The sequence below is a fragment of the Bradyrhizobium sp. KBS0727 genome, assembly GCF_005937885.2.
In the GTDB taxonomy this organism is placed as follows: Bacteria; Pseudomonadota; Alphaproteobacteria; order Rhizobiales; family Xanthobacteraceae; genus Bradyrhizobium.
Map to the genome: position 1 here is coordinate 4,182,603 of NZ_CP042176.1, position 21,541 is coordinate 4,204,143.

At 63.7% G+C, this 21,541-nt stretch carries 21 protein-coding genes and 1 pseudogene; 16 read left to right on the plus strand and 6 right to left on the minus strand.

Annotated features, from left to right (window positions below; all coding sequences use genetic code 11):
- Positions 1 to 49 precede the first annotated feature (49 nt).
- The 3 genes from FFI89_RS19420 to FFI89_RS19430 all read left to right on the plus strand — a co-directional run bounded on the left by FFI89_RS19420 (position 50) and on the right by FFI89_RS19430 (position 3,328).
- Positions 50 to 1,453, plus strand: a complete 1,404-nt coding sequence (locus FFI89_RS19420; protein ID WP_138829300.1) for a M48 family metalloprotease — start codon at positions 50 to 52, stop codon at positions 1,451 to 1,453.
- 109 nt (positions 1,454 to 1,562) lie between these two features.
- Complete coding sequence (locus FFI89_RS19425; protein ID WP_138829301.1) at positions 1,563 to 2,330, plus strand: DsbA family protein; 768 nt, start codon at positions 1,563 to 1,565, stop codon at positions 2,328 to 2,330.
- Positions 2,331 to 2,569: 239 nt separating this feature from the next.
- A complete protein-coding gene (locus FFI89_RS19430; RefSeq protein ID WP_138829302.1) occupies positions 2,570 to 3,328 on the plus strand; it encodes a DUF1236 domain-containing protein in 759 nt (252 codons plus the stop codon).
- Positions 3,329 to 3,382: 54 nt separating this feature from the next.
- On the opposite strand, the gene FFI89_RS19435 is transcribed toward FFI89_RS19430, so the two are convergent.
- A complete protein-coding gene (locus tag FFI89_RS19435) occupies positions 3,383 to 4,525 on the minus strand; it encodes a helix-turn-helix transcriptional regulator (protein WP_138829303.1) in 1,143 nt (380 codons plus the stop codon).
- Positions 4,526 to 5,210: 685 nt separating this feature from the next.
- Here FFI89_RS19435 and FFI89_RS34920 point away from each other — a divergent pair.
- A complete protein-coding gene (locus FFI89_RS34920; protein ID WP_246669583.1) occupies positions 5,211 to 6,317 on the plus strand; it encodes a hypothetical protein in 1,107 nt (368 codons plus the stop codon).
- Between the two features lie 50 nt (positions 6,318 to 6,367).
- Here FFI89_RS34920 and tnpB read toward each other — a convergent pair.
- Positions 6,368 to 6,517: pseudogene (gene tnpB / locus FFI89_RS34925) on the minus strand (IS66 family insertion sequence element accessory protein TnpB); the annotation flags it as partial.
- On the opposite strand from tnpB, the gene FFI89_RS19450 reads away from it, so the two are divergent.
- The 7 genes from FFI89_RS19450 to FFI89_RS19480 all read left to right on the plus strand — a co-directional run bounded on the left by FFI89_RS19450 (position 6,483) and on the right by FFI89_RS19480 (position 12,629).
- Positions 6,483 to 6,803: a hypothetical protein gene (locus FFI89_RS19450; RefSeq protein WP_168212728.1), complete on the plus strand. Its 321-nt coding sequence runs from the start codon at positions 6,483 to 6,485 to the stop codon at positions 6,801 to 6,803. The pseudogene tnpB and the gene FFI89_RS19450 overlap by 35 nt on opposite strands.
- Before the next feature lie 188 nt (positions 6,804 to 6,991).
- Positions 6,992 to 7,459, plus strand: a complete 468-nt coding sequence (gene aroQ / locus FFI89_RS19455) for a type II 3-dehydroquinate dehydratase (protein WP_138829307.1) — start codon at positions 6,992 to 6,994, stop codon at positions 7,457 to 7,459.
- An 83-nt stretch (positions 7,460 to 7,542) separates the two neighbouring features.
- Entirely contained in the window at positions 7,543 to 8,043 is a 501-nt protein-coding gene (gene accB, locus FFI89_RS19460) for an acetyl-CoA carboxylase biotin carboxyl carrier protein (RefSeq protein WP_138829308.1), read from the plus strand.
- Positions 8,044 to 8,067: 24 nt separating this feature from the next.
- Entirely contained in the window at positions 8,068 to 9,429 is a 1,362-nt protein-coding gene (gene accC, locus FFI89_RS19465; protein ID WP_138829309.1) for an acetyl-CoA carboxylase biotin carboxylase subunit, read from the plus strand.
- Positions 9,430 to 9,571: 142 nt separating this feature from the next.
- Positions 9,572 to 11,104: a CHASE3 domain-containing protein gene (locus FFI89_RS19470; protein WP_138829310.1), complete on the plus strand. Its 1,533-nt coding sequence runs from the start codon at positions 9,572 to 9,574 to the stop codon at positions 11,102 to 11,104.
- Positions 11,101 to 11,541 carry a response regulator gene (locus FFI89_RS19475; protein ID WP_138829311.1) on the plus strand — a complete coding sequence of 147 codons (441 nt, stop codon included), beginning with the start codon at positions 11,101 to 11,103 and terminating at the stop codon, positions 11,539 to 11,541. Before FFI89_RS19470 ends, FFI89_RS19475 begins: the two co-directional genes overlap by 4 nt.
- Positions 11,538 to 12,629 carry a sensor histidine kinase gene (locus tag FFI89_RS19480; protein WP_138829312.1) on the plus strand — a complete coding sequence of 364 codons (1,092 nt, stop codon included), beginning with the start codon at positions 11,538 to 11,540 and terminating at the stop codon, positions 12,627 to 12,629. The genes FFI89_RS19475 and FFI89_RS19480 overlap by 4 nt, the downstream gene beginning before the upstream one ends.
- Before the next feature lie 13 nt (positions 12,630 to 12,642).
- Here the strand turns inward: FFI89_RS19480 and FFI89_RS34450 are convergent, their stop codons facing one another.
- Positions 12,643 to 12,837: a hypothetical protein gene (locus tag FFI89_RS34450; protein WP_168212954.1), complete on the minus strand. Its 195-nt coding sequence runs from the start codon at positions 12,835 to 12,837 to the stop codon at positions 12,643 to 12,645.
- Positions 12,838 to 12,841: 4 nt separating this feature from the next.
- On the opposite strand from FFI89_RS34450, the gene FFI89_RS19485 reads away from it, so the two are divergent.
- On the plus strand, positions 12,842 to 13,906 hold the full coding sequence (locus tag FFI89_RS19485; RefSeq protein ID WP_168212955.1) for an acyltransferase: 1,065 nt from the start codon (positions 12,842 to 12,844) through the stop codon (positions 13,904 to 13,906).
- Between the two features lie 21 nt (positions 13,907 to 13,927).
- On the opposite strand, the gene FFI89_RS19490 is transcribed toward FFI89_RS19485, so the two are convergent.
- Positions 13,928 to 15,373, minus strand: a complete 1,446-nt coding sequence (locus tag FFI89_RS19490; RefSeq protein ID WP_246669194.1) for a DASS family sodium-coupled anion symporter — start codon at positions 15,371 to 15,373, stop codon at positions 13,928 to 13,930.
- Positions 15,374 to 15,486: 113 nt separating this feature from the next.
- On the opposite strand from FFI89_RS19490, the gene aat reads away from it, so the two are divergent.
- Positions 15,487 to 16,161, plus strand: coding sequence for a leucyl/phenylalanyl-tRNA--protein transferase (gene aat, locus FFI89_RS19495; RefSeq protein WP_138829315.1), 675 nt, complete (start codon positions 15,487 to 15,489; stop codon positions 16,159 to 16,161).
- 26 nt (positions 16,162 to 16,187) lie between these two features.
- Here the strand turns inward: aat and FFI89_RS19500 are convergent, their stop codons facing one another.
- A complete protein-coding gene (locus FFI89_RS19500; protein ID WP_138829316.1) occupies positions 16,188 to 17,183 on the minus strand; it encodes a DUF2155 domain-containing protein in 996 nt (331 codons plus the stop codon).
- Between the two features lie 264 nt (positions 17,184 to 17,447).
- Between FFI89_RS19500 and FFI89_RS19505 the strand changes: the two genes are divergently transcribed.
- From FFI89_RS19505 to FFI89_RS19520, 3 genes are all read left to right on the plus strand, one after another.
- Positions 17,448 to 18,227, plus strand: a complete 780-nt coding sequence (locus FFI89_RS19505) for an SDR family NAD(P)-dependent oxidoreductase (protein ID WP_138829317.1) — start codon at positions 17,448 to 17,450, stop codon at positions 18,225 to 18,227.
- A gap of 149 nt (positions 18,228 to 18,376) precedes the next feature.
- Complete coding sequence (locus FFI89_RS19515) at positions 18,377 to 19,324, plus strand: alpha/beta hydrolase (protein WP_138829318.1); 948 nt, start codon at positions 18,377 to 18,379, stop codon at positions 19,322 to 19,324.
- A gap of 37 nt (positions 19,325 to 19,361) precedes the next feature.
- The gene (locus FFI89_RS19520; RefSeq protein ID WP_138829319.1) at positions 19,362 to 20,600 is read left to right on the plus strand and encodes a sodium:proton antiporter; all 1,239 of its coding nucleotides are present in this window, start codon (positions 19,362 to 19,364) and stop codon (positions 20,598 to 20,600) included.
- On the opposite strand, the gene FFI89_RS19525 is transcribed toward FFI89_RS19520, so the two are convergent.
- Positions 20,597 to 21,535 (minus strand): GlxA family transcriptional regulator, encoded by a 939-nt coding sequence (locus FFI89_RS19525; protein WP_138829320.1) that lies wholly within the window; start codon positions 21,533 to 21,535, stop codon positions 20,597 to 20,599. The two genes, FFI89_RS19520 and FFI89_RS19525, sit on opposite strands and share 4 nt — an antisense overlap.
- Positions 21,536 to 21,541 lie beyond the last annotated feature (6 nt).

The window sequence follows — 21,541 nt, forward strand, 5'->3', positions numbered from 1 at the left end:
ACAATCCAGGCGCCGCCCCATCTCCGACCGCCCCGACAAAAGACCGCTCATGCTGCTTCGTATCGCCTTTGCCAAGAAAACGCTGAAGTTGACCGCCCTGACGGTCGCGGTCGCGCTCACCGTCACGCCGATGGCAGCACTGGCGCAGGAGGGCAAGGGTCCGTCGTTCCTGCGCGACACCGAGTCAGAGCAGTTGCTGCGCGAATATACGCGGCCGATCCTGCGCACCGCCGGTCTGGAAAAGCAGAACATCCAGATGGTGATCATCAACGACAGCCAGTTCAACGCGTTCGTCGCCGACGGCCGCCGCATCTTCGTGAACTACGGCGCGATGATGAAATCGGAGACGCCGAACCAGATCATCGGCGTGCTGGCCCACGAGACCGGCCATCTCGCCGGCGGCCATCTCGCCAAGATGCGCGAGCAGCTCGCGCAAGCGCAAACCCAGATGATCATCGCCATGCTGCTCGGCGCCGGCGCGATGGTGGCGGGCGCGCGTGGCGGCGCCGGCAGCGGCCTGACCAATGCCGGCGCGGCGGCGTTTTCCGCACCGGGCGAAATGATCAAGCGCAACCTGCTCTCTTACGTGCGCCAGCAGGAAGAAAACGCCGACAAGGCCGGCGTGAAGTTTCTGACCGCGACCGGTCAATCGGCCAAGGGCATGTACGAGACCTTCAAGCGGTTCACCGACGAGAGCCTGTTCGCGGCGCGCGGCGCCGACCCCTACGTGCAGTCGCACCCGATGCCGGCCGAGCGCGTGCGCGCGCTGGAAGAGCTGGCGCGCTCCAGCCCGTATTGGGACAAGAAGGACGACCCTGCCCTGCAGATGCGCCACGACATGGTGCGCGCCAAGATGTCGGCCTTCATGGAGCGGCAGGAGACCGTGTACCGGCGCTATCCGATGTCCAACACCAGCCTGCCCGCCCGCTATGCGCATGCCATCACCACCTATTTGCACGGCGACCTGCACAGCGCGATCGCCCAGATCGACGGCCTGATCGCGCTGCAGCCCGGCAACCCGTATTTCTATGAGGTGCGTGGCCAGGCGCTACTGGAGGGCGGCAAGCCGGTCGAGGCCATTGCGCCGCTCCGCAAGGCGGTGCAGCTCTCCAATAACGCCCCGCTCATCGAGATGTTACTTGGGCAGGCGCTGGTAGCCGCTAATAATACCGCCAACACGGACGAGGCGATCTCGATTCTGCGGGCGGCGGTGGCCCGTGAGTCCGAAGCGCCGCTCGGTTACATGCAGCTCGCAATGGCCTATGGCCGCAAGGGAGACTACGCGCAGGCCGATCTCGCATCGGCGCAAGCCGCCTACCTTCGCGGCGACAGCAAGACCGCGCGCGACCTCGCTTCAAGGGCAAAGACCCGCTTCGCGGTCGGGACGCCGGGATGGGTCAAGGCTGACGACATTGTGAGCGCCAAGCCGCTGCCGGGGCAGAGAAGCAACTAGAAATAAACCGCGTTAAGATAGATCAAGCTAGAACCGAACCGAAATTGAAACGTATTCCAAGAGCCGGCTTCACGACACCGCCGGGAACTCGCCGTAAAAGGATTTGCTGATGCCCTCGTTCCGTTTCCTCGCTCCCGCACTGCTCGCGCTCGCGCTTGGCGGCGCCCCGCTGCCCGCCTCCGCACAGAGCTTCTCCGACACCCAGCGCGGCGACATCGAGACCATCGTCCGGAATTATCTGATTGCGCACCCTGAAGTGCTCGAAGAGGCGATGACCGAACTGTCAAAGCGCCAGTCGGCGGCGGAAGCCGAAAAGCATGAAGCCAGCGTCGCCAAGAACGCCGATGCGATTTTCAACTCGCCGCGCGGCGTCACGCTCGGCAACAAGGACGGCGACGTCACCTTCGTCGAGTTCTTCGACTACAATTGCGGCTACTGCAAACGCGCGATGGCCGACATGATGGAACTGATGAAGGCCGATCCGAAGCTGAAGGTCGTCCTCAAGGAGTTTCCGGTGCTGAGCGCCGGCTCGGTTGAAGCCGCCCAGGTCGCGGTTGCCGTGCGCATGCAGGATCCGACCGGCAAGAAGTATCTCGACTTCCACCAGAAGCTGCTCGGCGGCCGCGGCGCGGCCGACAAGGCTCGCGCGATGGCCGTTGCCAAGGAGGTCGGCCTCGACATGGGTAAGCTGGAGAAGGATCTGGCAAGCCCCGAGGTGAAGAGCACGATCGAGGAAAACTTCAAGCTGGCCGAAGCCATGGGCATGAACGGGACCCCGAGCTACGTGATCGGCAAGCAGGTCGTGATCGGTGCGGTCGGCGTCGACAGCCTCAAGGAAAAGATCGGCGTCGCCCGCTGCGGCAAGGCGACCTGCTGACACCCTCGCCTGTCCAATCAAGTGTCGAAAAGGCCGGCTCTCAAGCCGGCCTTTTTGTTTGCGGCAAATCTGCGGAATAGCGGTTCATCACGCGTTCATAAAGCGAGCTTGCATAAAATCAAACTTGTATGAAACGCGCTTGTACAAAACAAAATCGATGGAACAGCAAATAGCAGGGAACATCGACCACCTCCCTTCGTTGTCGGGCGGGCAATGCAGACACGTGAGGAGAACTTCGAATGACTAATCGCTTTTTGATTTCGGTCGCTGCGGCGGCGCTGATCGCCGGAACCGGTTTTGCCAATGCGCAGGGCATGAACCGTGAAGGCGGAACAGCAGGTGGCGCGGCCACGCAGCAGAATGCGCCCTCGTCGGAGCGCGCTGCTCCGTCCGGCGCTGTGAACCATGACGCGAGCGGCGTGAAGGGTGCGGAATCGTCCGGCGTGAAGGGCTCTGAGAATTCCGGCGTGAAGGCGGAATCCAAGGAGAAGATGCCGGCCGCCAAGAGTGCCCAGGATACCCGGCCGGACGCCAAGGGTGAGAAGTCGAAGAGCATGAGCTCCGAGAACGACTCGGCCAAGGGCGGCTTGAAGGCTGATGGCACAAAGACTGAAGGCACCAAGGCCACAGGCAGCATGAACGCCGAAGGTTCCAAGGCCAACAGCAACATGAATGCGCAGACCAGGACCGGAACGGACAGCAAGTCGCAGACCACGACGGGCAACGCCGCCACCACGGCGACCGCGGCGCCGCCGGCCGAGAAGCGCACCCAGATCGTCTCCGCCATCAAGTCGGAGAAGATCGAAGAGACCACCAACGTCAACTTCAATGTTGCGGTTGGCGCCACCGTGCCGGCCACGGTCCGTTTCCATCCGCTGCCGGCCCGCATCGTCGAGATCTATCCGGAGTGGCGTGGTTACGACGTGATCTTCGTGCACGGCCGCTACATCATCGTCCGCCCGCAGACGCATGAGATCGTCTACATCATCGAAGGCTAACGGCTTTTGAGTTGGCGGCACTTTGGGGGTGGGCAGAAATGCCCACCCCACGTTCTAAATATCCAGAAGCAAGCGCACCAGTTCGGCTTGGCGTCGTGAACCGGTCTTGTCGAAGATGCTCGACAAGTGACTGCGCGCCGTTCCAACGGTGATGCCGAGCCTGTCGGCGGCGGCTTGCCTGCCATCGCCCTTGACGATCTCCAGCGCGAACGCGGCCTCGGCCGGCGTGAAAGCGAAGCGTTCGCGCAGGCGCTGGACGCGGGCGCGCATTTCCGTCTCCGGGTCGGAGACGATCAGAACCGCGGCGGGGCGGCGCAAGTGAGACCAGGGCATGTAGACGATCGCCGTTTCCGGTCTGATCGGCATCACGAGAACGCCGAGCGGCAACCGCCCCGTGCCCCGTCGAAGCGCGACCTCGCCGCCGGAAAAGGACGCGGCGCCGGGTTTGGCAGCGCAAGCAGCTATCAGCCCGCGCATCGTCTGTGCGGAATCGGGATCGTGTGCGGACACCACCGCGCCCTTTTCCAGGTGTAACGCCTCGCCGGCATCGAGCAGCGCGCGGGCCGTGCCGTTGGCGAACACCAGCCGCGCCGCCGCATCGACAAGCATCAACCCCTGGGGCGACCGGCCAAGGCCGGTCAGCGCGTTCTCGCTTGCAAGCGTCAGGGGATACATCCGCCGCTGCAGTTCGACCGCGCGAACGAGATGTTTTGCCAGCGTGGCGAACAGGCGCTTGTCGTCGCTGTTGAATGCAGGCCGGTCCTGCGCTTTGGCAACTGACATGATCGCAGCAGCATTGCCATCCACCAACAAGTTGGTGGTGATGGGTTCGAGGCCCCAACCGTTGGGCCGCCACCATTCCCGATAAAACGCAGTGTTCTTGAACTCGTCCGGCGTGAGGAAATCCGAAATGCTGAACACCTTGCCGGGATGTTCGGCTGCGCTCAGACCGGGAAGCGGATTGTCTGCTCCCCACTCGGCGCAGCTACGCGCGACGTCCGGGTCGACCCGCGGGGCGTGGATTTCCGTGAGCCCCGTTGCCGCGTCGTAAAAGCCAAACATGACTTGCGGCGAACCAACAGCGTCGCTGATTCTGTTCAGGAGTTCGGGCCAGAGGCGTGCGTCAAGCGCGGTGTCGTAGATCGCGGCGACAAGGTTCAGCACCCCGTCCTCGCCCAAACGTTCGCCGCCTGACACGATGCTTGCCTCTAAAAATGAGAGACTCGGGGATGGTCAAATCTTGGATAGTCAAATCTTGGCGGCTTATTATTCCTGGCGGCCTTTAATCCAAACGTCCGGCGCAAGCTAACAGCGCTCATGCGCAGGGTTCAAGCCTGAATCATAGGCGAATGTTGCCGGAACTGTCAGGAAGGATATCTCTCCTTGATACTGGCAATATCGTCGGCGGAATCGATCCATTCTTCGCTAAAGCCGCAAGCGGCGCAGAGATACCGCGTTACCTTAACTGCGCTAAAGACGGTCGATCCGACGCTGATGTTGTTTCCGGCGCCAAAGGCACGAGCCTCGCCCGGGATTCGAACGACGTCGGTGGATCGGCACTTTGGGCACGTCTTGGAGTTTTGCATGGTGATCCTCGTCGGCGCGGCGCGCGGCCAGGGCAGATGTGTTCGACCAGCAGCCCAGTCTTTCGTCGTATGACGTATGTCAGATGCGGCGAGATCACGGGCGCCATAGGGTGGCGTCATTGCAAACCCAAACGGAGCGCAATTTGAGCAAAGTTGCAATACTCCTAGCCGGTGCAGCCGCCCTGCTCGCGTTCGCTCCTGCGGCCAACGCCCAGAGTGTCAGTGCGACGAACAGGGCGCTCGTTGTTCGATACCGCCAAGACCAGGCTCTGAGCCAGACAAACGGAGTGAAGCACATGTTCGGTATCCGCAGGGCCTCCTCCGCGCTCCGTGCATTGTTGGCGCTGACCATCCTTGCCGCCGCGCCCGCCTTCGCGGCCGAGTCCGGCTGCGCGCATTGGGACGTAAGTGGCGGCTGGACACTGATACAGACGAACGACACGGCGGTGTCCCTTACCCTGCAGGAAACAAAGACCGGGCTCTCGGGATCTGCGAAATTCGGGCATTATGTAAATGACAACTTCTTTTTGTGTCATATTGGGTCGTGCGGTAAGGAATATGTTGGATCCCAAGGTTCGGCCGTCGGAACGGTAAACGGCGACGCCTTTGATCTCAGCATCTATTGGGATAACAATGCTATCGGAGTCTATACAGGCCGGATCGGTCCTCAGGGGCTGATCGTCGGCACGACCTTCGACAAGAACGATCCCCGGACAACCGCCCAGTGGCACAGCAACCGCGTGGCCACCTGCTCGGCTGCCGCGCAGACCCCGCCGACGCCGCCGGAAAAGCCGGCCTTGGCGCTGGGTCGAATCCAAAACAGCGGAGCATCTGCGCCGTCCTCGAGCCTTTGCGACGCTGCCAAGTCGGCGCGCGCGCGCAATTCGCCCGCCGCGCCGGAGCTTGAACGCCAGTGCAACGCCTACCTGGCGGCGAAGCTTCCTCCCGCTCCGGTCACGGCACCCGCGGATCGCACAACCTCCGCGAAAAACTCATCCTCCGCGCAAAACTCACCCCCACCCCCCGTGCAAAAGCCGAGTGACCTGGTCATCGGCCGCATCAGCTATGCGGTGGGTGGCCAGCAAGTCACCCAACCGATCGTCGGAACACCCGTCGCGATCTCATGTACTTACGCCGTCGATGAAGTGGCGAGTCCGCTTGGTTTCAAAATCCAGCCTTGGCGGGGCAGTATCCGTATTGGCGGGCCAGGACCCCAGACCTTGGAATTCCAAGGCGACCCCCATGCCGGGCAGCACGAGGCCCGCCAGATCTGGACGCCGACCGCCGCGGGCAGGACGCCGGTAAGCTGCGTCCTCAATCCCGGCTTCGAAAACGCTGAAGCAAATCCCGGAAACAACCGCTGGGATGAGACGATCAACGTCGTTGCAGGCGACAAGAAATAGCTCAACAGCGCCGGAGAGATCGTCACTGCTTCACCTGCAACCGAAGGCGAGATGAACCTTCCTCTCTCCAGTCTTTTTGTAAACAGGCATGCCCCCTGGCCATCGTGCCAAATGACCTTCAAAAGATCGCCGCGCTTTCCCCTGAAGCAGAAAAGACCACCGCCCATGGGGTTGCGTTTGCCGACCGGCTTCATGTGCATCAAGCGCGATGTCTTCACGCGGATGATACAGAAATACCCCGAGCTGAAATACACGCCAGACGGGCCGCCGGGCCATCCGCAGGCGCACCTGCACTGGTTGTTCTTCGACTGCATGGTCGATCCGGATTCCGGCCGCTATTTGTCGGAGGATTACGCGTTCTGCCGCCGCTGGCGCGACATCGGCGGCAAGATCTGGGTCGATCGTAATTGCAAGCTGCTGCATCTCGGGCAGCACAATTTTGGCGGCGACCTCGCGGAAAGCCTGCGGCTCCAGAACCGCTGGTGAGGGGATGCCGGCCTGCCGGCTGCCGGTCTCTTACCGTGGTTAATGAGTGATTTCCGTAGGTTCCATAGGCCTTTTTACGAACCAGATGAGGCATTTGGGGGCTGTTCAGAACCCCCAGAAGGCTTCCCCTTAGCCCCGTTGTTACCTATAACCCCGCGACCTACCCGCCCCCACTTGCTGGAATCCGGATGGCCCAAGCCTCTGCCACGACGATCTATGTGCTCAACGGCCCGAACCTCAATCTGCTGGGGACGCGGGAGCCCGAGACCTATGGACACGCCACGCTCGCGGATGTTGAAAAGCTGTGCGCGGAAACGGCCGCGCATTTCGGCCTCAAGGCCGATTGCCGGCAGTCGAACCGCGAAGGCGAATTGATCGATTTCATCCACGAGGCGCGCGAGAAGAAGGCGGCCGGCATCATCATCAACGCCGGCGGTTATTCGCACACCTCGATCGCGCTGCACGACGCGATCGTCGGAGTCAAAATTCCGACCGTTGAAGTGCACGTCAGCAACATTCACGCCCGCGAGGATTTTCGGCATCATTCCTTCACCGCCAGGGCCGCGTTCGCGTCGCTGTGCGGCTTCGGGATCGATGGCTACCGGCTCGCCATCAACGGCCTTGCCGCCAAAATCGGCGCCAAAGCCAAAACGTGACTTCGAAGACCTGACATCAGACCACCGACACCAAAGCCTGACGCTTCAGCCGTCACCCACATCGAGAATTCCGGATCAAGAGCATGGCGCGCCAGCCCGAGAACAAAGCAGCGGACAAGTCATCCGCAACTTCCGTAAGCAGCAACGACAGTGCGCTCATTCGTGAGCTGGCTTTGCTGCTGGACGAGACCAGCCTCACCGAAATCGAGATCGAGCGCGCCGGCCTGCGGGTGCGCGTGGCGCGCAACATCACCATGACGGCCTCGATGCCGGCGAATTTCCAGGCCCCGGCTTCCGTTGGCGCCGGCGCCTCCGTGACCCCCGCCGCCGTCGCCGATCTGGCAAAGCACCCGGGCGTGGTGCCCTCGCCGATGGTCGGTACCGCGTACTGGTCGCCGGAGCCCGGCGCCAAGCCGTTCATTGAAGTCGGCAGCAAGGTATCGGCCGGCCAGACGCTGCTGATCATCGAAGCGATGAAGACGATGAACCAGATTCCCTCGCCGCGCGCGGGCACCGTGACGCAGATTCTCGTCGAGGACGGCCAGCCGGTCGAATTCGGCGAGCCGCTGGTCATCATTGAATAACGTTCGGCAACCTCAGGCGCTGCGATGTTCGACAAGATACTGATAGCCAATCGCGGCGAAATCGCCCTGCGTGTCTTGCGCGCGTGCAAGGAGCTCGGCATCTCGACCGTTGCCGTGCATTCCACGGCGGACGCCGATGCCATGCATGTGCGGCTCGCCGACGAGAGCGTCTGTATCGGACCGCCGCCGTCGAAGGACAGCTATCTCAACATCCCGGCGCTGCTGGCGGCCTGCGAGATCACCGGCGCCGACGCCGTGCATCCCGGCTACGGCTTCCTGTCCGAGAACGCCCGGTTTGCCGAAATCCTGGCCGAACACAATCTGCATTTCATCGGCCCGAAGGCCGAACACATCCGCCTGATGGGCGACAAGATCGAAGCCAAGAAGACCGCCAAGCGGCTCGGCATCCCGGTAGTGCCCGGCTCCGACGGCGGGGTCGGCCCGGACGACGACGCAATGGCGATTGCCGAAGCGATCGGCTTTCCGGTGCTGGTAAAGGCGGCGGCCGGCGGCGGCGGACGCGGGATGAAGGTCGCGCGCACCGCCGACGAATTGATGATGGCGCTGTCGACCGCCTCCAACGAGGCCAAGTCGGCGTTCGGCGACGCTTCGGTCTATCTCGAGAAATACCTGCAGAAGCCGCGCCACATCGAAATCCAGGTGCTGGGTGACGGCCGTGGCGGCGCCATCCATCTTGGCGAGCGCGATTGCTCGTTGCAGCGCCGGCATCAGAAGGTGTGGGAAGAAGGTCCCTCGCCGGTTCTGTCGGCTGCCGCCCGCGCCAAGATCGGCGCGACCTGCGCCAAGGCGATGCAGGACATGAAGTATCTCGGCGTCGGCACCATCGAATTCCTGTACGAGGACGGCGAGTTCTATTTCATCGAAATGAACACCCGCATCCAGGTCGAGCATCCCGTGACCGAGATGATCACCGACATCGACCTGGTGCTGGAGCAGATCCGTATCGCCGCCGGCGGCGACCTGCCGGCGACGCAGGATGAGATCGCCATCATCGGCCACGCCATCGAATGCCGCGTCAACGCGGAAAACCCGCAGACCTTCCGCCCCTCACCCGGCAGGATCACCCAGTTTCATCCGCCCGGCGGTCTCGGCGTGCGGATCGATTCCGCCGTCTATCAGGGCTATGTCATCCCGCCCTATTACGACTCCCTCGTCGGCAAGCTGATCGTCCACGGCAAGACCCGAGCCGAATGCCTGATGCGGCTGCGCCGGGCGCTCGACGAGATGGTGGTTGACGGTATCGAGACCACCCTGCCGCTGTTCAGGGCCCTGGTCCGCGAGCCTGGCATCATCGACGGCGACTACCATATCCACTGGCTCGAGCAGTACCTCGCCGGCCAGGCGGCGGACGGCAAGACTTCCTGAAATAAGACCTCCCGAAAAAGACCTCCTGAAACGGTCGGCGGCGCATGGAACCAATCGCTTACCCCGCGCGTTAGGGGCGCAATTGGGGTCCGTTCCGCCGCCAGGAACAGCTCGTTCCATTCGTTCATGACGCGAGGCCATTGTGACGGCTGATGCCCAGCGCCGCCGCGCCATGGGACAGATTGCGCTGCTTACGGCGGCCTTACTGGTATTGGTCGCCATCAGCGCGTCCTCGGTCCTGCTGGTCGACAAATCGCGGGAGGACAACGGCTCGGTCGTGCACACGGTCGAGGTGGAAAACCAGCTCTCCACCCTGCTGCTGCAGATTCGCCGGGCCGAGAGCGCCGCGCGCGGCTATCTGCTGACTTCCGAGCCGCGTTTTCTGATGGAGCACGAAGTCGCCGCTGCGACCATCCTTCGCGACATCGACAAGCTGACGCAACTGATCGGCGACAATTCGGTTCAGGGCGAGAACGTCAAGCGGCTGCGGTCGCCGGTCGAGGACCGGTTGACGGAATTCGCCCAGGCTATCGGGTTCGTCAAACGCAACGATATCGCTGGCGGCATCGCCATGCTGCGCGAGGCCGGCGCCGGCGACGCCGTCCGGAAAATCACCGAGATCACCGGCGCGATGCGGGCCGAGGAAGACCGCCTGTTCGCGATGCGCACGGCGACCGCCGATCGCACCCAGCAACTGGCCTCGATCGTGACGGTGGCGGGTTCGGGCCTCGTGATCCTGCTGGCCGGCATCTCCATCCTGCTGGTACGGCGCTCGTCACGCGCCCGCGACGCGGCCGAAGCCAGGTTGCGCGACAACAATCTCAACCTCGAGACCACGGTCGATGAACGCACCGCCGACCTGCGCGAGGCCAATGAGGAAATCCAGCGCTTCGCCTATATCGTCAGTCACGATCTGCGCTCGCCGCTGGTGAACATCATGGGCTTCACCAGCGAACTCGAGGAGTTGCGCGGCGACATCTTCAAGCGGATCGCAGCGCTCGCCCGCACGCAGGCCGCAGAGCCTCCGCCGCCCAGCAACGCGGCCGATACTGCCGACCCCGTGCTCGAAGGCAGCGACAAGCAGCTCTCCGACGACTTCTCCGAGGCGCTGGGCTTCATCAAATCATCGATCGGCAAGATGGACCGGCTGATCTCGGCCATCCTCAACCTGACCCGCGAAGGACGGCGCGAATTCAAGCCGGAGCGCATCGATACAAACGAACTGATCGAAGGCATCGTTTCGACGGTCGCGCATCAGGCGGCGGAAGCCCGGGCGCAGATACGGATCGACCCGCTGCCCAATATCGTCAGCGACCGGCTGGCATTGGAGCAGGTCTTCTCCAATCTGATCGACAATGGGCTGAAATACCTGAAGAGCGGCGTCCCCGGCGACATCCATATCCGCGGCCGGACCAAGCTCGGCTTCGCGATTTACGACATCGCCGATAACGGCCGCGGCATCGATCCCAAGGACCACCAACGCATTTTCGATCTGTTCCGCCGCGCCGGAACCCAGGACCGCCCCGGCCAGGGCATCGGCCTCGCCCACGTCCGCGCGCTGGTGCGGCGGCTCGGCGGGACCATGTCGGTTGCATCGGAACTGCATCAGGGCAGCACGTTTACGATCACGCTGCCGATCAATTGGACAGCCAACCACCGGAACCCAGCGACATGAGTAATCCAGTCACCATCATCATGATCGAGGACGACGAGGGCCATGCCCGGCTGATCGAGCGCAATATCCGGCGATCCGGTGTCAACAATGAGATTGTGGCGTTCAGCAACGGTACAGACGCGCTCAACTACCTGTTCGGCAAGGACGGAACCGGCCTCGATCACAAAGGCAGCGCGCTCCTGATCCTGCTCGATCTCAATCTGCCAGACACGTCAGGCATCGATATTCTGAAACGGGTCAAAGAGAACAAATATCTGAAGACGACCCCGGTCGTGGTGCTGACCACGACCGACGATTCCCAGGAAATCAAACGTTGCTACGAACTCGGTTGTAACGTCTACATCACCAAACCCGTGAACTACGAAAGCTTTGCCAACGCCATTCGCCAGCTCGGGTTGTTCTTTTCCGTCATCCAGGTACCGCCGACAGCCACATGACCTCAGCGACGCCGACACTGCTGTATATCGAGGACGATGCAGGCCTGGCCCGGCTGGTCGACCGCGGGCTGACGCGGGTCGGCTTCAAGGTCGTGCATGCAGCGGACGGCGAGCAAGGGCTGGCGCGGCTGGCGCAAGGCGGTATCGACGCCGTCGCGCTCGACCAATACATGCCCGGCCTCGACGGTCTGGAGACGCTGGAGCGGATTCTCGCAATCCCCGGCGCGCCGCCGGTGGTGTTCGTCACGGCGTCGCAGGATTCCGCGATCGCGGTCACCGCGCTGAAGGCGGGCGCGGCCGACTATCTGGTCAAGGATATGCAAGGCGATTTCATTCCGCTGCTGCAGGTCGCCGTCAACGGCGCGCTCAGGCAGGCCGCGCTGCAGCGGGCCCGCGACGAGGCCGAGGCCGAGGTCCACGCCTCCCGCGACCGCTATGCGGCGCTGGCGGCCGAGCGCGAGGTGCTGCTGCGCGAGGTCAATCACCGTGTCGGCAACAGCCTGCAGATCATCGCGTCGCTGTTGCACCTGCAGGCCAATTCCTCGACCCAGGACGACGTCAAGGCCGCGCTGAGCAACGCGATGGGACGCGTCGCCGCGGTGGCGCAGGTGCACCGCCGGCTCTACACCTCGCACGACCTCAAGAGCGTGCTGCTGAACGCCTATCTCGAAGCCCTGCTGGAAGATCTCAGGCGCTCGGCCGAGGGCAACAAGATGTCGCGGCTGACACTCAACGCCGAGCCGATCGAGATCGACCCGGATCGCGCGGTCGCGATCGGCATCATCGTCAACGAGCTGGTGATGAACGCCGTGAAATATGCCTATCCCGACGGCGCCGGCCCGATCCATGTCGCGCTCGCATCGGAGGGGGACGACATCGTTCTGGCGATCGCCGACGACGGCGTCGGCCTCAACGTCAAGACCGACCCGCGCTCCACCGGCATGGGCCAGCGCATCGTCAGCGCCATGGCCGCGAAGCTCGAAGCCAATGTCGAGCGCGATCCCGCCCACAGCGGCACCAGGATCGTGCTGCGCTTCCGCCGCGTCCCCGCGGCGGCGCCGAAACCGGCCGACGCAACGGCGGGCTAGGTTCTCCGGCGCGTCAGCCGATGACCTGCAGCCACGGCAGCACGATCAGCAACAGGCCTGCAAAATAGATCACGCCGAAGATCAGGCCGAAACTTCTAGTTAAGGGTTTCGTATATTCATTCGTGACCACAGGTTGATCGCGCTCGGGTTGCAATGCTACATTTTTAAGTGTGCAACCCGCAACCAAACCCACCGAAAACTCGTTCAACGCCGTGCGTCTGCTGGCCGCGCTGCAAGTTGTCTATATCCACGCCACGGCGACCCTCGGGCTGGCTCCACTGCCGGGCTGGGAGGTGATCGCGCAGTTTCCCGGCGTCCCTATCTTTTTCGCTGTTTCGGGCTACCTGGTGCTCGATAGCCTGCTACGGCTACCGGTGGGCGATTTCATCCTGCACCGCGCGGCCCGGATTTACCCAGCGTTGCTGCTCAACATTGCGGTGATCGAGGCGCTGCTCTATTTCACCGGCCAGACCGATTTTAAGCGCGCCGCCGCCTATCAGATCGCGCAGTATTTCGAGTTCTACGGATTGACGGCGAACGAGCCGATGGGCGTGCTAGCCGCTGGCATCGATTGGGAGGTTCATACCTTCGCCGGCTTCTTCAAAATCTACCCGAGCGGCGTACTTTGGACATTGACCGTAGAACTGACGTTTTACGTCGCTATCCTGGGGCTGTCCGTTACGAAGAACCGAATCGTGATGACGGCCATCGTAGCGGCCATGTGCCAAGGATCTTTCGTCTATCAAATTAACGCCGGTGACGGGCTCGGGGGCATGCGATACTGGCCTTTCAGCATTAGCGTGATCCCCTATTTCTGGATGTTCGGCATCGGCATGCTGTTCCGGCTTTGGCAGCCGCCGGCGAGTTGGTGGAAAGTCGGCGTGCCGGTGCTGCTCCTTACCCTCTTCTATTTTGCCAATCATCGACATTATGCTTGGTTCGAATGGAAGCTTGCGCCGACGCGGGATGCCGTGGCGCAAACAATCGCGCTTTGCTGGCTGGCCGTGTGGATCGGCACCAGCCCGCTGCTCAAAAGCCGATTTCTCGCCAGCCACGACGCCTCCTACGGCATCTATCTCTGGCACATGCTGATCGTGACGGCGCTCTTGAATATCGCCCCGGCCGATCGCAGCCACTGGCTGATCCTAGTCGTCCTTGCCGGCGCGATCGCTGCTGGCGCGGCCTCTTGGTGGCTGATCGAACGGCCAGTTCTTCGTTTCTCCCGCCGATCGTTACGACCGGCTGTGGACGGCCGCGCCGCCGCTATCCACCCGTGACGACGCCGCGGCCGCGGTGCGTCAGCCGATGACCTGCAGCCACGGCAGCACGATCAGCAACAGGCCTGCAAAATAGATCACGCCGAAGATCAGGCCGAACTTCCAGAAATCGCCCTTCCCGATGTAACCGCTGCCGTAATACATCGGCGCCGGTCCGGTGGCGTAGGGCGAGATCACCCCCATCAGGCCCAGCGAATAGACGCACAGCAGCGTCAGCGTCGGAACCGACAGGCCGGGAATGCTGGTGCCGACCGCGAGCACGACCGGCAATACGGCGGCGGTATGCGAGGTGATGCTGGAAAAGAAGTAGTGCACCCAGAAGAAGAACGAGACCAGCAGGATCATGCCGGTGAGCGGGCTCATGGTTGCCAGCGGTTTGGCGAAACCCTCCGCCACCCATTTGATGAAGCCGATTTCGTTCAGGCCGGACGACAGTGTGAGCAGCGAGGTGAAATAGAAGAACACCTCCCACGCGGCCTTTTCGCGCACGATGTCGTCGAAGTCGATGACGCCGGTCAACAGCATCAGCGAGATCACGACAAACACCACCATGGTCGCGTTGATGAAGTTGGATCCGAGAAACGGCAGGCTGATGGTCGGATTGGAGCCGCAGATCCACAGGAACATCGCCAGCAGCACCAGCACGGCCATGATCCGCTCGTTGCGCGACATCGGCCCCATCGTCTTGAGTTCGTTGGCGCTCCATTCGACGATTTCAGGACTTTCCTTCACCTCCGGCCGGCACACCAGGTAGCTCAGCAGCGGCACCAGGATCAGCAGCAGGATGCCGAGCGGCGCGAAGCCGATGAACCATTGCGACCAGCCGACATCGACATTGACGATCTTCTTGGCGATCGAGAGTGCCGCCGCATTGGGCGCCAGCGCCGTCAGGAACAGCGAACTCGTCACCGCTGTGGTCGCGAACGCCGTCCACATCACATAGGTGCCGATTTTGCCGGCGGTCGGCCCGGGTTCCGAACCGTAGATCCGCGGAATGTTGCTGACGATCGGATAGATCGTGCCACCGCTGCGCGCGGTGTTGGACGGTGTCGCCGGCGCCAGCACCAGATCGGAAAATGCCACGGCGTAGCCGAGCCCGATGGTGCTGCGGCCGAGCTTGTGGACCAGCAACAGCGCCAGCCGGCGGCCGAGGCCGCTCTTGCGGTAGCCGATCGAGAACACGAAGGCGCCGACGATCAGCCACACCGTGCTCTCGGAAAACCCTCCCAGCATCCAGCGCAGCGACTTGTTGGGATCGTGTTCGACATAGCCCATGACGCCGGCCGCGGTCAGGCCGATGATGCCGACCGCGCCGACCGGCATCGATTCCAGGATCAGGCCGGCGATCACGGCCGCGAATATCGCGAAATAGTGCCACTGACTGGCGTTGAGGCCGGCCGGCACCGGCACCAGGTAGATCGCGAGCCAGATCGCCAGCGGCGCAATGGTCTTCCAGGTAATTTTCACGAATGCCCCTTCTGTTTCCCCGACGGCGTTCGCGCGGCCCCGATGTCCGGAACACGCCGCCATTTTTTTGGAAACGTAGCATAGGCCCGCGGCGTCCTGCTATCCTCGCGCGCATGACATCGCGCGACTCCGCCGCTTCCGAAATCACGCCCGAGGTGCTGCTGCGCGCCTATGCCTGCGGCATCTTCCCGATGGCCGAGAGCGCCGACGATCCGACGCTGTTCTGGGTCGAGCCGGAACTGCGCGGGGTGATCCCGCTCGACGGTTTTCGAATCGCCTCGCGGCTGGCCCGTACGGTGCGTTCCGACGCTTTCACCGTCACCGTCGACACCGCGTTCAAGGCCGTCATCGCCGGCTGCGCCGCACCGCAGCCGGGCCGCGACGACACCTGGATCAACAAGCGCATCCGCGATCTCTATGTCGGGCTGTACGAGCTCGGGCACTGCCACAGCGTCGAGGTGTGGCAGAATGACGCGCTGGTCGGCGGGCTCTATGGCGTCAGCCTGGGCCGCGCCTTCTTCGGCGAGAGCATGTTCCATCACGCCCGCGACGCTTCCAAGGTGGCCTTGGTGCACCTGGTGGCGCGGCTAGGCGCCGGCGGTTTCGAATTGCTCGACACCCAATATGTCACCGAGCATCTGCGCAGCTTCGGCGCGGTCGAAATCCCGCGACGGCGTTATCGGGCGATGCTCGACCGAGCGATCACGGGCGAGCCGGCGGATTTCATGCGATTGCCGGCCAGCATCAGCGGTGCCGAGGCGCTGGCGATCGTTGCCGAGCGAGCCTGAAGCCGGATGCGCCCGCAGCGCCGCTCCTAGTTGTTCCCGAACAGGCCGCCGAACAGCCCGCCCGGCCGCTGTTGCGGCGGGGGTGGCGGCGGCTGCTGCTGGAATTGCGGCTGCGGAGGCGCTGACGGGCGCGGCGCGGCCTGCTTCGGCGGCGCCGGACGCTTCTGTGCAACCGGCGGCGGGGGCGGCGGCTTCGGCAGATCGGGTTGCGCACTGACGATGGTCTGGTCCGGGCCTTTGCAGTCGGTCAGCCAGATATCGTAGATCGGATGCTCGACGCCATGCAGGCCCGGGCTTGCGGCATACATCCAGCCGGAGAAAATCCGCTTCACCTCGCCCTGCAGCGTGATCTCGTCGACCTCGACAAAGGCGTCGGTGTTGGCGGCTTCGGTCGACGGGCGGGTGTAGCAGGCATCGGTCTTCACGCGCAGTGCGCCGAATTGCACGGTCTCGCCGATATCCTCGTCGAAATTGATAATGCGCCCGGTGATCTTGTCGAGACCCGAGAAGCTCGCCTTCTTGTTGGTGATCTTGGTCGCCGGCGGCTCGGACACGACTTCGTCGCCCGGCTGCAAGGTCGCGGGTGCGCCGGGCACGCTCTTGGGCTGGCGCTGTCCGGGCCCCGGCAACGGATTGGCGGATGGGGGCGCATTGGCAACGGCCGGAGCGCCCGGCTGCGGCGGCGCGACCGCGATACCCGGCGCTGTATTCGGCGGAATCACCGTGGTGCCGGGCGGCGGCGCCAGCGGCTGCGATTGCACGCTTCCGGGCGCAGGAACGCCCTGCCCGGGCGGCGGCCGGTTCGGGGTCGGCAACAGGCGGCCGCGCGGCAGCTCCGGCACTTCCTCGTCGTCGTCGGGCGTTTGCTGCGGAGGCTGATTGCCGCGGGGAATGGCGCCAGGCGGGCGCGGTGCGGGATCGGAAAAAATATTGCCGATCTGCGCCCGCGCCGGCGGCGCAAGCGAGATGGTCGAGGCGGCCACCAGGGCCGCAAAACCGGTCAGGGCAATGGTTCGAAACATTCTCGCGCGGCTTTAAAGGCGAATCGGGCTCGCGACATAGTACAAACAATATCCGCCGCTCGCGTACCCACCGGTTAACACGCCGAATACGGCGGGGAAAGGGCGGCTCCCCCGCCCTTCCCGGCCTGTCGCCCGGCCCACGCGTCGGCCTCACTAGTCAGGGTTGGCCACAAATGAAATAGTCGTGGCCGTTCGCACCGGCCCACTTGGCGCGAAAACCACCAAAATCCGGGATAACCGGACGAGCCAGAGGAAATCCCTGAAATGACCGATCGAATTCGCCTGGATGGCCGGGTTGCCGTCGTCACCGGTGCGGCCGGCGTCATCGGAACCGCCACCATGCGCCTGCTAGCCGAGCGCGGCGCCCGTATCGTCGCCGTCGACCGCAAGGCGCAGGACCTCGCGGACGCCATCAACGGCCTGCCGGCATCCGCCGAGGCGCTGGCGCTCACCGCCGACGTCACCAAAGAAGACGAGGTCGCCGAATATGTCCGCGCGACGGTCGACAAGTTCGGCACCATCGACGCCTTCTACAACAACGCCGGCATCGAGGGCGACACCAAGCCGATCCCGGAATATTCGCTGGAAAGTTTTCGCCGCGTGCTCGACGTCAATGTGGTCGGTGTCTTCCTCGGGATGAAGCATGTGCTGCCGGTCATGCTCAAGCAGAACAAGGGCAGCATCATCAACACCGCTTCCATTGCCGGCCTGATGGGATCGCCGATGATCGCGGTCTACAGCGCCAGCAAGCACGCGGTGATCGGCCTCACCAAAAGTGCGGCGTGGGAATGCACCGGCACCGGCGTGCGGGTCAATTGCGTCTGTCCCGGCCTGATCGACAGCCGGATGCTCTCCGCGATCCTGCAGGGCCGCAATCCCGGCAACGAGCCGCCGCCGAACGATCGGATCGTCGACCGCATTCCGGCGCGCCGGCTCGGCCAGGCCTCGGAGGTCGCTTCCATCGTGGCGTTCCTGGCCTCCGACGAGGCCAGCTACGTCTCCGGCTCGGCCTACACCGTGGATGGCGGAAGGACCGCCGCATGATGTTGTCATTCCGGGGCGACGCAAAGCGTCGAACTATGATGTGCAATTGCACATCTGAGAATCTCGAACTTCCCCGATGCGCAATTGCGCATCTGCGGTCTGGTCCTTCGGACCATCCCGGAATGACAGTTCCAAATGAGAGGTCTTTGATGCCCGTCGTTCTCGATTCCGATGCCGCCGCCGTCTACAAAGCATTCCAGGAAGCCGGCCGCCCGCCTTACGAAACCGTGGGCCATGTCACGGCGCGCGAGCTCTATCTGGCAGGCCGCGTCGTCTCCAATCCCGAGCCGCCCGAACTGGAGTCGGCCAAGCCGCTGTCGATCCCGGCCCCGCAAGGCGCGATGCCGGCGCGCATCTATACGCCGAAGCAATTGCGCAAGACGAACGGCCTCGCGCCCTGCCTGGTGTTCTTCCACGGCGGCGGTTGGGTGATCGGCGATCTCGACTCGCATGACGTGGTCTGCCGCAAGCTCGCGCATGAAGGCGAGCTGATCGTCATCTCGGTCGACTACCGTCTCGCGCCCGAGCACAAATTCCCCGCCGCCGCCGATGACGCCATCGCGGCAACCAGATGGGTCGCCGCCAACGCGAAAACGCTCGGCGTCGACGCCGCGCAGATTTTGGTCGGCGGCGACAGCGCCGGCGGCAATCTCGCAGCGGTCGTGGCGCTGGCCGCGCGCGACGGCGACGGCCCGAAACTTGCGGGGCAGGTGCTGATCTATCCCGCTACCGATTTTGCGATGACGCATCCCTCGCACCGCGAGCCCGAGACCAACGTTCTCTTGACCCATTCCGTCGTCAAATGGTTCTGCAATCAATATCTCAACGGCGCCGCCGATATCGACAACTGGAAGGCCTCGCCCGCCCGCGCGAAGACGCTCGCCGGATTGCCGCCGTCCTATGTCATGACCGCGGGCGCCGATCCGCTGCGCGACGAAGGCGACGAATATGCCGCCCGGCTGAAGCAAGCCGGCGTGGGCATGACCTACCGGCATTTTCCCGGCCAGTTCCACGGCTTCTTCACCATGGGCAAGCTGCTGCCGCAGGCCAACGTCGCCCTCAGCGAAATCGCCGGCTGGCTCAAGACGCTGAAATAGCGGTAAGTTCGCCTGCGCTCGATCGAAGGGAATAATTTTGGAAGCCTCCACCTCTATCGAGGTCGCCAAGCACACGTTGCTGTCGTGCGGGCTGATCCTTGCGATCGGTACCGTCGCGGGCTTCCTCGCGCAAAAGATTAGGATCCCCGACGTCGCGGTGTTCCTGGTCACGGGGATTGCGATCGGTCCACAGGCGCTGGGGTTCGTCGACATCAGGGCGGATTCGGCGTTGAACCAGATCATCCTGCTGTTCGGCGCGAGCTACATCCTGTTCGACGGCGGCGCGTCGCTGCGGCTCGAGGTGCTGAAACGGGTCTGGATCACCATCGTCGTTATCGCCACCATCGGCTTGCTGATCACGACCGCGATCACCGGCGTTGCCGCGCATTACATCCTCGGTATCCCCCTGATCACGGCGCTGCTGCTGGCATCAACGCTGGCCTCGACCGATCCGGCGACGCTGGTGCCGATCTTTCGCCAGGTCCGGATCAGGGATCGCGTCGCCCAGACCGTGATGAGCGAGTCCGCATTCAACGACGCCATGGGCGCGATCGTCACCTTCGGCGTGCTGGCGGTGGCGACCGGAAGCGGCGAGTTCTCCTTGGCCGGCTCCCTGTTCAACCTTGCCAAGGAATCCGCCATCGGCATCGTCGCCGGTATCATGCTCGGCTATCTCGCTGCGCTCCTCATCGCGCATGAGAAACTCGATTTCCTCGCCGAATACGCGCCGGTCGTGACGCTGATCGCGGTGATCGGCGCCTACTTCGCCGCCGACGGCCTGCATGCTTCCGGCTTCATGGCGGTGTTCGTGTTCGGCATCGTGCTCGGCAACAAGGAAACGTTCGGCTTCCGGATGGAAGCCGATGAGACCCAACGGCTCGAGGAATTCGTGCTGACGACCGCGTTCATCATGCGCCTGTTCATCTTCATCCTGCTCGGCGCGCAGGTCGATTTCGCGCTGATGCAACAATACTGGCTCGACGGCGCAGCCGTCGTCGCGGTGCTGATGCTGGTGGCGCGACCGGCGACGGTCTTCCTGTGCGCAGGTCCCGACCGCCGCGCGCGCTGGAGCTTTGCCGAACTGCTGTTCATGTGCTGGACCCGCGAGACCGGCGTCATCCCCGCCGCACTCGCGGGCCTCCTGCTCGGCATGAAAGCACCGGGCGCGCAGATGATCGCGTCCGTCACCTTCATCGCGATCCTGATGACGATCCTGATCCAGGCGCCGACCACCGAATGGCTCGGCCGCCGGCTGGGGCTGATGGAAAAGCCTTAGCCCGCCCGCGCCGCGCGCCGCAGCGATTGCGGGGGCTGGCCGAAGGCGCGGATGAAGGCGCGGCGCATCCGCTCCGGATCGCGAAAGCCGGTGGTTTCGGCGACGCGTTCGATCGCCTCGCTGGAAGACTGCACGCGCTGCCGCGCCACCTCGATCCGCAACCGCTCGACCGCCTTCGACGGCGTGGTGCCGGTCTCCGCGATGAAGGCGCGGGTGAAATGCCGTGAGCTCATGCCAGCCTGCTCGGCCAGATCCTCGACCGTGAGCGGCGCATCGAGATGCTCGCGCGCCCAGGCCAATAGCGGCCCGAACCGGCCGTTCGGCGCCTTCAATTCCAAGAGCGAGGAGAATTGCGACTGGCCGCCGCTGCGTCGGTGATAGAGCACGAGTTGCTTCGCGGTCTGCTGCGCGATCTCGTCGCCGAAATCTTCCGCCACCATCGCCAGCGAAAGATCGATGCCGGCGGTGATTCCGGCCGACGTCCATATATTGCCGTCGCGGGTGAAAATCCGGTCGGGCTCCAGCTTCACCTGCGGATAGGTTTTGAGAAATTGCCGCGTCCGTTGCCAATGCGTGGTGGCGCGGCGGCCGTCGAGCAGCCCGGCCTCGGCCAGCACAATGGCGCCGGAGCAGACGCTGGCGATGCGGACGCCGCGTTTGGCGAGCCCGCGCACGAAGCCAAGCGTCCGCGCGCATCGCGCCGCCGCCTCGACGCCCTCGCCGCCCGCGATGACCAGGGTGGTGATCGCGCCGGAAGGCCGCAGGCTTCGCGCCAGCATCTCGACGCCGGACGTGCTGCGCACCGGTCCCGGCGTCGCCGCCACCACCTTGATTGACGGCCGGCCGGTGGCATAGCGCGCCGCGATCTCGAACACCGAAATCGGCCCCGCCGCGTCGAGCAACTGGAAATCCGGAAAGACGAGGATGCCGATCATGCTGCA